Genomic DNA, 10,957 nt, shown 5'->3' on the forward strand with positions numbered 1-10,957 from the left:
TGCTTTGCTGTTGTTGGTGAGCTTGCAGTCGGCTGTCCTGCTGACGCTAGTGCCGAATGAACAGCCGCGCTTGGAACTGTGGTTGTGGAGTGCTGTATTGCCCTTGTGTTGGGCTCTGGCCTTAGCGCTTCGTTTTCTGACGTGGCAGATCGGCATGTTCGGCCACGCCACGTATCGCCGCGCGCAAGATGTTGCGACACAACATTGGTGGCAGTGGCGGTGCCTGCGTTTGCCTGTGGCAGAGGTGTTGCTATTGGGACCCGCGGGAGATGAGCAAACCCATTACAGACGCCTGATGGTCGACGCTCCGCCGTCCGAGCCATTGATCCCCGTCGGCGCCACGCAACCCATGTTGCGCTGCCCATTGTCATTGAGCGAGATCAATACACGTGGCTCATCGCTGGCCCGCCACCTGGCTCGTCAATGCCTTGCACACCCAGGTCTTGGTGACTGTTGGCCGCAATTACGCGCCGTCGCTTGGGCAGGAGATGCCTGTAGCTACAAGGCGTTCCTGCAAACGCTGGCCCATGGTGGGGTGAAAACAATCGCCGAGACCTTCTTGCCCATGCGTGACTTGGCCGATCTGGATGACTTGTTTGACGCCTTTCATCGCGACTGCCGCAACGAACTCGATTGGATGTTGTGCGCCGGCGTGATGTCGGTCGAGAGCGCTGAGGGGACTGAACAGCCCGGTGAAGCGGCTTTTTTGTGGCGTATCAGCCGCCAGGGGCAACAGGCGTTGCATCGTGGTGAGTACCTGATGAAAGAGGTGACCGAGTTGCCGTCAGCACTCTGTGCCCGACTACAGCGAAGCGCTGGGCTGGATGCGCCGCCGCCAACGTGTTTGTCGCTGGATAAGGCCAGCCAAGAGGCTTTTGTAGAAGGTGGTTGGTTGGCCGGTGAACATCTGCTGGCCGGGCAATGGGGTGTGCTGACGAACCTTGCACCTTTCATCGGTATGTCCCTCGCGTTGTTGGGGGCAGGGGAGTCAGGGCAGGCATGTGGTTGGCTCAGTCAGGATGGAAACAAACGATTGGCTATTGGAATGGCGGTGCCTTATGGCGACAGTTAACGATGAGCTTAAGCCCAGACTGTTGGGCGCGGTGTGGGTCTACCTGTTGGTGGCAATGCTGCTGGTGATGCTGGGGTGCCTGTTGTACGGGTTAGGGGGCGACTATTTTGGCTGGCCACGATTGTCGGCCAAGCAATTGATCGTGTGGGGCATCGGCCTATGGTTGGCATTGTGTTGGCTCTGCCCGTTGATTCTGCTGGGCTGGGACGTTCTGGCTGTTCGCCGTGTGCAGCGAGTCATTGAGGCGATTACTCCAGTGCAGGCCTCGTCGCCAAGCCTTGGAACCCCGTCGACGGATCAACAATGGTCGCGTAAGTTGCATAGCCATTTGCGCAAGCGCTACGGGTTCCTCTGGTATCGCAAGGTCCGCCTGTTCCTGGTAGTGGGTGATCCGGCACAGATCGCAGCCGTTGCTCCTGGCCTTAGCCTGGAAGATTGGCTTGAAGGGGAAAATACCGTATTGCTGTGGGCTGGTAGCCCTGAAAATCCATGGGGCGAGTCCTTGGTTGCAGAGTGGCGGTGGCTGTCCCGCAGGTGTGCGCTGGAGGGCGTGGTCTGGGCTGTGAGCAAGGAGCAATGCACGGATGCGGCGGTTATGGGCACCGGCAGTCGCCACTTACAGGCCCTGGCCAGTGCCCTACGCTGGCACCTCCCCCTACACCTCTGGCAAATCACCACCCCCCCATTTCCCCAACCCACCCGCAATCGCCAACCCATCGGCTGCCTCCTTCCGCCACGCCTCACCCCCGAGGTATTGGCAAGCAGCCTGGAAAACCTGATCGACCCTCTGCGTAGCGCCGGCCTGGCGCAGATGCAGGATGTTTCTCATCATGACTTCCTCCTCCGCCTGTCCCGGGACTTGCAGGCCGAAGGCATTGCCCGTTGGCGCCACGCCCTGACCCCGCTGCTCGGCGTATTTTTCCGAGGCGTGCCGTTGCGCGGCCTGTGGTTCAGCCCGCCGTTGCCGCCTACCGGGAGCAGCTTCGAGATGGACAACGCCTGGCAAGGCGTTTTCAGCGACAAACCCGTCAAGCGCCGACTGGGTTGGAGCGCCACCCGAATCGCCTACACCCTGACCCTATCCCTGACGCTACTGTGGACCGCAGGCCTGCTCCTGTCCTTCACCTACAACCGTACGCAGATCACCCGCGTACAAACCGTTCTCCACGCCCTGCAAAGCATTCCCCAAGGCGATGCCCAACTACCGGCCCTCAACGATCTGGTCCACGAGCTAGCCCGCCTGGACTACCGAGCCGCCCACGGCACGCCGTGGTATCAACGTTTCGGCCTCGATCAAAATCAACCACTGCTGGAAACCCTCTGGCCCCATTACGTCGAAGCCAACAACCGCCTGATCCGCGATCCCTTGGCCGCCATCCTGCAGCAGCAGCTCACTGCGCTGCTCAAACTGGCACCGGACAACCCCGGGCGGACAAAGGACGCCTACGCCCAACTCAAGGCCTACCTGATGATGGCGCGCCCCGAAAAAACCGACGCCACATTCTTGCTCAAAACCCTCAATGCACTTGAACCCGCACGCCCAGGCATGCCGCCCGGCCTGCGCCCGTTCTATGCCGAGCACCTGCCCGCCAACCCATCCTGGCGCATTCCGCTCGACCCTCGCCTGGTTGCGCAAGTCCGGCAACTTTTGCTGCGCCAGCTGGGCCAACGCAACGCCGAGGCCAGCCTTTACCAGCAAGTCCTAGATGATACCGCCCATCAGTATCCCGCCCTGGGCCTGCGCCAATTGGTGGGCGACACCGAGGCCTTCGCGCTGTTCGCCACCGACGCCAGCGTGCCCGGCGTGTTCACCCGCCAGGCTTGGGAAGGGCAGGTGCGCGATGCCATCGACAGGATCGCCGAGGCGCGGCGTGAGGAGATTGACTGGGTGCTCAGTGATCACCCCGCTGACCTCGACTCCCGGCTGAGCCCGGCGCAACTGCGCGAGCGTCTCACCGAGCGTTACTTCCAGGACTACGCCAGCGCCTGGCTGGACATGCTCAACAGCCTGCGCTGGCAGGCGGCGGGCAGTCTTGATGAGGTGATCGACCAGTTGACGCTGATGAGCGATGTGCGCCAGTCGCCGCTGATTGCGTTGATGAACACCCTCGCTTACCAGGGGCAGGCGGGCGCGCGAACCCAGGCGTTGGCTGACTCATTGGTGAAGTCCGCACAAAAGCTGATCGGGCAGGACAACGCGCCGCGGATCGACCAAATGGCCGATGTCCCCGGCAGCCCGCTGGACACAACCTTCGGCCCGCTCCTGGCACTGCTCGACAAGCGCAACGATGACGGCCTGAGTCTGCAAACCTTCCTTACCCGCGTGACCCGGGTACGCCTGAAACTGCAACAAGTCAGCACCGCCCCCGACCCACTGAAAATGACCCAAACGTTGGCCCAAAGCGTGTTTCAGGGCCGCAGCATCGACCTCACCGACACCCAGTCCTACGGCAGCCTGCTGGCCGCCAGCCTGGGTGCGCAGTGGGGCGGCGTGGCGCAAACCGTGTTTGTGCAGCCGCTTGAGCAAGCCTGGCAGCGTGTGCTGCAACCCTCGGCTGCCGGGCTCAACGGCCAGTGGCAACGCTCCATCGTCAAGCATTGGGACAGCGCTTTTGCCAGCCGCTATCCGTTTGCGGCCACCGCCAGCGATGCATCCTTGCCCATGCTGGGGCAGATGATCCGCGCGGATTCCGGGCGCATCGAACAGTTCTTGCAGCAGCAATTGGGCGGCGTGTTACGCAAAGAGGGCAAGCGCTGGCTAGCCGATCCGCGCCACAGCCAGGGCCTGCGTTTCAACCCGCAGTTCCTCAGTGCGATCAACCAGCTCAGCGAACTGGCCGACGTGCTCTACACCGATGGCGGCATGGGCCTGCGCTTTGAGCTGCAAGGCAAGCCGGTGCGCGATGTGGTGCAAACCCGCTTTATCCTCAATGGCGAGACACATGACTATTTCAACCAAAAAGAGAGCTGGCAGCGCTTCAACTGGCCGGGGCGCGGTGACTATCCCGGCGCGAGCCTGAGCTGGACCAGCGTGCATACCGGCGAACGCTTGTTCGGCGATTATCCCGGCACCTGGGGCCTGTTGCGCCTGTTGGAAAAAGCCCAGGTCACGCCGCTGGACGATGTCGACAGCCGCTACCGCGTGGTGCTCAAGGCGCCGGATGGCTTGAACCTGGTCTGGCATCTGCGCACCGAGCTTGAGGCAGGGCCGTTGGCATTGCTCAAGTTGCGAGGGTTCAAACTGCCCCGGCAGATATTTCTCGGCGAGCAAGGGATGGACACGCCCTATGCGCAAAACTGGAGCGTGCCATGAGCCTGCAAAACCTGATCGATCGCTGCCTGGGTGAGGCTGACGCGTTGTCCATTGCCCGGGCCGAGGCAGGCCGTTGGCAGCCCTGGTTGTTGCCGATCAACGCTGACTGCGCCGTTGGCGAAGACCCGGCCTATAACGACGACTTCCAACACATGCGCGAAGAGGTCAACAAGCTCTCGGGGGCGGACGCCGAACAGGTTGTCGAGCTGGCGCAGAACTTGTTGCTCCACCATTGCAAGGACCTGCGTGTGGCCACGTACTACTTGTGGGCGCGCTTGCAGCAGGACGGCGAAGCCGGGCTGGCCGACGGTCTGTGTCTGCTGGCGGCCCTGGTGGAACGCTTCGGCGCCGAGGTGTTGCCCGTGCGCGCCAACAGCCGCAAGTTGGCACTGGAATGGCTGGCCAGCGCCAAGGTGCTGGACACGCTGTTGCTGTACCCGGAAGTGGTCAAGGCCGAGGCCAGCCGTACCGCCGCGGCGCTGGCCTGGCTGGAGCGGGGCGTGAGTGCGTGGCCGCAGGCGCAGCGCCCGGCACTGGGCCCGCTCTATGCGGCGTTGACCGCCCGGCTCGCGCAGTCCGGTGGCATGGACGCACTGGTGCCGCAGAACAGCGCCAGCCCGGCGGCGCCCGCGCCGATGATCCGCTCCGGCCGCGACCTGCTAGACAGCGGCCGCGCCTTGGCGGCTTACCTGCGCGAGCAACCCCAGGGCTGGCTGGCCGCCCACCGCCTGATGAAAAGCCTGCGCTGGGACACGGTGCACCAGGCGCCCCCGCAAGAGGCCAATGGAAACACCCGCCTGGCGCCGCCGCGTGCGGACTATCGCGCCCAGCTCAAGCGCCTGTACCTGCAACAGGGCTGGACCGAACTGCTCGATCAGGTCGAGCGGATCTACGCCGAGGGCGTGAACCATTTCTGGCTCGATCTGCAATGGTACCTGTACCAGGCCCTGAGCCGGCAACCGCCGCCCCAGGATGGCTGGGCGGAGATTGCCAAGCGTGACCTGGGCATGTTCCTGGAGCGCCTGCCGGGGTTGGAAGACCTGCGCTGGAGCGACGCCAGCCCGTTCGCCGATGAGACCACCCGCGAGTGGATCGCCCAGCACGTCTGCGGCAATCGCCCCCAGGCCTGGCTTCCGGTTGCACCCGTCGCGCCAACGACGGACGCCGCCGATATCCTCGCCCTGGAAAGCGAAGCACTGGCCCAGGCCGACAGCGACGGCGTGGACCAGGCCCTGGCCTGGCTGGCGGCGCGTCCAGGCATCAACACCGGGCGCCAGCGCTGGCTGCTGCGGCTGTTGATGGCGCGTGTCGCCGAGCAACACGGCAAGGGCGACCTGGCCATCCACCTGCTGGGCGAACTGGATGCCACCGCGCAACGCCAGGCCCTGGCCGAGTGGGAGCCCGAGCTGCATTTCGAGGTCAAGGCGCGGCTGCTCAAACTGCTGCGCATCAAAGCCCAGCGCAACGACGCCGACAAACCCAGCCTGGCCCGCAGGATGGACGCCTTGCTGGCGGCGCTGGTGGTCATCGACCCGGTACGCGCCGCCGTGCTGTGTGGCTAAACGTCAACAATCAGGAGGATAGCGATGGACATGGACAATCTGACACTGCGCTACTTCGACGCCGAGATGCGCTACCTGCGCGAGGCAGGCAAGGAGTTCGCCGACGCGTTTCCCGACCGTGCGGCGCAACTCAACCTGGATCGGCCGGGCGCGCAGGACCCTTATGTGGAGCGCCTGTTCGAAGGCTTCGCATTCTTGATGGGGCGCCTGCGGGAAAAGCTCGACGACGATCTGCCAGAACTGACCGAAGGCCTGGTCAGCCTGTTATGGCCGCATTACCTGCGCACGATTCCGTCACTGTCGGTGATCGAACTGGTGCCCGAACTGGAACAGATGAAGCGCAGTGAATCCATCGCCCAGGGCTTTGAAGTGCTGTCGCAGCCGATTGGGCCGCAGGGCACCCGGTGTCGTTACACCACCACCCAGGACCTGACCCTGCGGCCACTGGCCCTGACGGCCGTAGGGCGCGGCTACGACGCCGACGGCCGCTCACGCCTGCGCCTGCGGTTTGCCTGTGGGCCGCAAAGCGACTGGAGCCAGATCGACCTGAGCTGCCTGCCGTTGTACCTCAACGCCGACGCGCCGCTGGCCAGCGCGCTGCACCAGGCGTTGACCCTCAATGTCCACGGGTTGTATGTGCGTTGGCCGGGCCAGACCGAACGTCAACCGCTGGCGGGGCATTTCAGCCCCAAGGGTTTTGCCGATGAGGACCGGTTGTGGCCCAAGGGCGACAGCGCCTTCAGCGGTTACCAGTTGTTGTTGGAGTACTTCGCCTTTCACGAGAAGTTCATGTTCGTGACCCTGTGCGGGCTGGAGCAACTGCAGATCGCCCCGGACATTGCCTGGTTCGAGCTTGAAGTGGTGTTGCGCGAGCCTTGGCCAGCGACGTTCGAGCTGAACAGCGAACATATCCGCCTGCACGCCGTGCCGGTGATCAATCTGTTTACGCTGGAAGCGGACCCGCTGACCCTGGCGCCGCTGCAAACCGACTACCTGCTGCGTCCCATGCGAATCCAGGACGGCCACACGGAAATCTATTCGGTGGATCGGGTCACCGTCTCGGAAAACGCCGAACGCGAGGACTACGTACCGTTCACCAGCTTTCGGCACAAGGGCGGCATGTTGCGCGACGAAGCGCCCGAGCGGTATTTCCATTCGCGCCTCAAGCGTGCGCCCAATGGCCTGCACGACACCTGGCTGATCCTCGGCGGCGAGGGCTTCGACAAGGACCGTTTGCTGGCCCACAAAAGCCTGTCGTTGCGCCTGACCGGCACCCACGGCCAACTGCCCCGCAAGGCCCTGCAAAGCACCTTGCTCGACACCGTGGTGCAATCCACCCAGGCCGGCGTGCGCGTGCGCAACCTGTGTGCGCCGACCATGCCCTGCTACCCGCCGAACCGCGACCGGTTCCACTGGCGGGTGCTCAGCCACCTGGGTTCGAACTTCCTGCCGATGCTCGACAACGCCGAAGTGCTGCGCGGCACGCTGGCGCTCTATGACTGGACGGGCAGCGAGCTGAATCGGCGACGCCTGGCGGCAATTGCCGAGGTCCGCCATCACCTGGTGCAGCGCTTTGAAAAGGGCTTCCTGCTACGCGGCGTGGATATCGAAATCGTCCTGGATGCCAACGGCTTTTCAGGGGAGGGCGATATCAGCCTGTTTGGCGAGATGCTCAACCGCTTTTTTGCGCTCTACGCGGATGTGCATTTATACACCCAGCTCACGCTGGTCCTGCAACCCACCGGAAAGTGCCTGCGATGGAACGAGAACCACAATCAACGTATTCCCGGCTGACCGCCAGCGGTTTGCTACAGGTGCTGCGCGGGCCGGTGGCCGAAGCCAACCTGTACCGGTTTTGCCAGTTGCTGGAGCAGGCCTTGCCCGGCCATCCGCCTCTGGGCAGTACCGCGCATCCGGGCGATGACGCGGTGCGCTTTCGGCCCGACCCCGGCATGGGCTTTCCCGGCGCTGAGTTGCGGGGGATTGAAACGGATGCCGATCACCCCGAACGCCCGGCCACGGTGCGCACCCGCCTGCTTGGCTTGTACGGGGTGGATTCACCGCTGCCGGGCACCTATCTGGATGACATTGCCCAACGCCGTGAAGGGCATGAGGCACTGGAAGCCTTCCTGGACATGTTCAACCACCGCATCTTCACCCAGTTCTATCGGATCTGGCGCAAGTACTCCTACCCGGCCACCTTTGAGCCGGGGGGTGTTGATGCGACCTCGCAGTGCCTGCTGGGGCTTATCGGCCTGGGCATTCCCGGCACAGCCGAACAGGTCGGCACGCCGCTTTCGCGTTTCCTGGCCTTGCTCAGCGTGATGCGCCTGCCCACGCGCAATGCCGAAGGCATCCGTGCGTTGGTCAAGTTGCTGGCCCCCAACACCGGGGTGCACGTCACCGCGCATTGGCCCCAGGACATCGTGCTGGCGTGGCCCGCAAGTCTTTGCCCGCAGCGTCCGGTGCGCCTGACCCAGCAAGCGCCCCTGGGCCGTGTTGGCCGCGATGCCACCAGCCAGTTGCGGCTGGAAATCAACGCCGACGACCCGCAGGAAGCGCGTGATTGGTTGCCAGCGGGCCCGTTGCACAAGGATCTGCTGGTGCTGTTGCGCGTCTACCTGGGGTGGCGCTGCACGGCGAAGCTGCAACTGACCCTGCCGCTGCGCAGCTTGCCGGTACCGGTGCTGGGGCACGCGCCGATCCGGCTGGGCATGACCGCTGTGCTGGGCCTGGGCGCCGATGCCTGGCAAGCGCCAGAGCAGCAGTGCCTGACCATCAACATGGGCCGCTACCAGGGCCTGTCGATAAACCCTTGCAAGCGGGAGAGTCAGCATGTCGCGTACTCTTTTTAGCCTGATGATGCTTGCGCTACCCCTTGGTGGCTGTGGGCTGGTCCAGACCGTGGCCGACGGCACGGTCGCTACCACCCAGGCGATTTTCTACAAGCAGGTGAAAACCCTGCACCTGGATTTCAGTGCACGCACGGCCCTGAACACCGACGGCGGTGACATGAATGCCTTGTCGGTGCCGACCCTGGTGCGGGTGTATCAATTGCGTGACGACACCGCCGTGGCGCAAGCGACCTACGACCGCTTGCTGGGCGATGACGCGCAACTGCTGGCAGGCGCGTTGCTGGACAAACGCACGGTGGTGGTCAAGCCCGAAGCGGGTGCGCCGCTCAGCGTGCCCATGGACAAAGAGGCACGGTTCGTCACGGTGGTGGCGCTGTTTCGCAGCCCGGATACCCGCACAAACAGCTGGCGCCTGACACTGGCCCGCGCCGACCTGGACCCTGACCGGCCACGGGTGATCGAACTGGCGGATAACCGCTTGACCCTGCGCCCATTGGCGGAGGACTGACCGATGGGCGAATCCAACCCCTCCCTGTACGAATTGCTGTTGCAAAATTTTGCTGGTGAGTTGCCCCTGCATCACGCCAGCGAAGCCGACCAGTACAGCCTGTCCGTCCTGGACAACCTGCAACGCATCCTCAACAGCCGCGCGGGCGCCCTCGGCCATTTACCCGATTACGGCCTGCCGGACATGGGCCTGATCCTGCAAGGCCTGCCCGCCACGGCCCACAGCCTGATGGGGATCATGCGCGACACCTTGCTCAAGCACGAACCGCGCCTGGAGGCGCTCGCCATCGAGCTGCTACCCCAGGTGCTGCCGGGGCATCTTGAATACGCCATGGAGTTGCAGCTGAAAGACGGGCAGCACGTGAGTGTCGGCACCACCCTGGCGCCAGCGGGCAAAGTCACGCTCAACCGATAAGGACGGTCGAATGACGGCACTGTTTGAAATGCATATCCAGGTCGGTGGCGACCCACGCCACTGCGCTGAATTCACGGCCGTGCACACCGAGATGGCGAAGCTCGGCCATCCTGCCCGGCCTGATGTGGACTGGGCAAAAGTCGAGCAAGGTTGCCTGGCGCTGTTCAAGGCACATGGCGTGGAGCTCAATAGCGCGTGCTTCTACACCCTGGCGCGCGGCCAGCGATACGGGCCCGAGGGCGCACTCCAAGGCGTGGTGTTGATCACGGCGCTGAGTGGTGAATGGTCACGGGTCTGGCCGCCCATGGCCACGGTGCGCGTGGGGCTGCTGGAGTGGCTGTTCGAGCATCTGCACCTGCTGTTGCGCAGTCACGCGGTGACGTCGCCAAGCGTTGCCGTGCTGGTGCAACTGGACGCCGAACTGGCGCGTTTGCAAGCGTGCTTGTCTCCTCAGCTCAGTGCGCCGTTGGTGAAACTGGCGGCGCTGCGGCAGCACATCAGCCAGATGAGCCAACGCTTGGAACCACCGCCCGCCCCAGGCGAAATACCCTTGGCGCCGGTGATGGTTCTGCCACCGCCCACCCTGGCCACGTGCAGGCCGCGCCGGGGCTTGTGGTTGTACGCCGGCGCGCTCGCTATCGCGATGGGGGCGGGATGGCAGCTATGGCACACGCAGGCTGTGACTGAAACCCCGATGCCCGAACCGATCCGGCTGGACAGCCTGGCGCTGTTCGAAGGCGGCAGCTCAACCCTGAAGCCCGACTCGACCAAGGTCCTGATCAACGCCCTGGTCGGCATCAAGGCCCGGCCGGGCTGGTTGATCGTCATTGCCGGGCATACCGATGGGAGCGGTGCGCTTGAGCACAACCTGGTCCTGTCCCACGCCCGCGCCGCGGCGGTGCGGGACTGGATGCAACGCATGGGCGACCTCGCCGACAGCTGCTTTGCGGTGCAGGGGTTGGCCGCGAGCCAACCGATTGCGAGCAACCAAACCGAGGCCGGACGCGCGGCCAATCGGCGTGTGGATATCCAACTGGTGCCGCAGGTGGGGGCGTGCGAATAACCTCGGCATTGCACCGATTTCCCCTTGTCCCCGCTTCCCATGTCACCACCCTCCCGCCAAATCCCTTAGTTTTTCACCTCTACCGGAAGCCCTTTCAGGCACCCGGCTGCGTCCGCATTTTTTATCGATACCCCGAACCAAGCGGCAGCTGAAAACGGACTTTCTCCTCA

At 64.0% G+C, this 10,957-nt stretch carries 8 protein-coding genes; all 8 read left to right on the forward strand.

The window, feature by feature from the left end:
* Positions 1-76 precede the first annotated feature (76 nt).
* The 8 genes from ACZRMO_RS24505 to ACZRMO_RS24540 are packed head-to-tail and all read left to right on the forward strand — an operon-like array spanning position 77 to position 10,787.
* Entirely contained in the window at positions 77-1,072 is a 996-nt protein-coding gene (locus ACZRMO_RS24505) for a hypothetical protein (protein WP_463974545.1), read from the forward strand.
* Positions 1,059-4,385, forward strand: coding sequence for an ImcF-related family protein (locus tag ACZRMO_RS24510; RefSeq protein WP_463974518.1), 3,327 nt, complete (start codon positions 1,059-1,061; stop codon positions 4,383-4,385). Before ACZRMO_RS24505 ends, ACZRMO_RS24510 begins: the two co-directional genes overlap by 14 nt.
* Positions 4,382-5,947 carry a type VI secretion system protein TssA gene (tssA, locus tag ACZRMO_RS24515; RefSeq protein ID WP_463974519.1) on the forward strand — a complete coding sequence of 522 codons (1,566 nt, stop codon included), beginning with the start codon at positions 4,382-4,384 and terminating at the stop codon, positions 5,945-5,947. Before ACZRMO_RS24510 ends, tssA begins: the two co-directional genes overlap by 4 nt.
* A gap of 24 nt (positions 5,948-5,971) precedes the next feature.
* Positions 5,972-7,741, forward strand: a complete 1,770-nt coding sequence (tssF, locus tag ACZRMO_RS24520) for a type VI secretion system baseplate subunit TssF (RefSeq protein ID WP_463974520.1) — start codon at positions 5,972-5,974, stop codon at positions 7,739-7,741.
* On the forward strand, positions 7,705-8,802 hold the full coding sequence (gene tssG, locus ACZRMO_RS24525) for a type VI secretion system baseplate subunit TssG (RefSeq protein ID WP_463974521.1): 1,098 nt from the start codon (positions 7,705-7,707) through the stop codon (positions 8,800-8,802). The genes tssF and tssG overlap by 37 nt, the downstream gene beginning before the upstream one ends.
* Positions 8,783-9,310 (forward strand): type VI secretion system lipoprotein TssJ, encoded by a 528-nt coding sequence (tssJ, locus tag ACZRMO_RS24530; RefSeq protein ID WP_463974522.1) that lies wholly within the window; start codon positions 8,783-8,785, stop codon positions 9,308-9,310. The genes tssG and tssJ overlap by 20 nt, the downstream gene beginning before the upstream one ends.
* 3 nt (positions 9,311-9,313) lie before the next feature.
* Positions 9,314-9,724 (forward strand): type VI secretion system baseplate subunit TssE, encoded by a 411-nt coding sequence (gene tssE, locus ACZRMO_RS24535; RefSeq protein WP_463974523.1) that lies wholly within the window; start codon positions 9,314-9,316, stop codon positions 9,722-9,724.
* Between the two features lie 10 nt (positions 9,725-9,734).
* On the forward strand, positions 9,735-10,787 hold the full coding sequence (locus ACZRMO_RS24540; RefSeq protein ID WP_463974524.1) for an OmpA family protein: 1,053 nt from the start codon (positions 9,735-9,737) through the stop codon (positions 10,785-10,787).
* The last annotated feature ends 170 nt before the right edge of the window (positions 10,788-10,957 follow it).

The sequence above is a fragment of the Pseudomonas sp. B611 genome, from assembly GCF_055407965.1.

Bases quoted from the DNA above. Each gene is read 5' to 3' on its own strand.
- tssJ (WP_463974522.1), top strand. From the start codon at position 8,783: ATGTCGCGTACTCTTTTTAGCCTGATGATGCTTGCGCTACCCCTTGGT.
- tssF (WP_463974520.1), top strand. From the start codon at position 5,972: ATGGACATGGACAATCTGACACTGCGCTACTTCGACGCCGAGATGCGC.
- tssA (WP_463974519.1), top strand. From the start codon at position 4,382: ATGAGCCTGCAAAACCTGATCGATCGCTGCCTGGGTGAGGCTGACGCG.
- tssG (WP_463974521.1), top strand. From the start codon at position 7,705: ATGGAACGAGAACCACAATCAACGTATTCCCGGCTGACCGCCAGCGGT.
- ACZRMO_RS24510 (WP_463974518.1), top strand. From the start codon at position 1,059: ATGGCGACAGTTAACGATGAGCTTAAGCCCAGACTGTTGGGCGCGGTG.
- ACZRMO_RS24540 (WP_463974524.1), top strand. From the start codon at position 9,735: ATGACGGCACTGTTTGAAATGCATATCCAGGTCGGTGGCGACCCACGC.
- tssE (WP_463974523.1), top strand. From the start codon at position 9,314: ATGGGCGAATCCAACCCCTCCCTGTACGAATTGCTGTTGCAAAATTTT.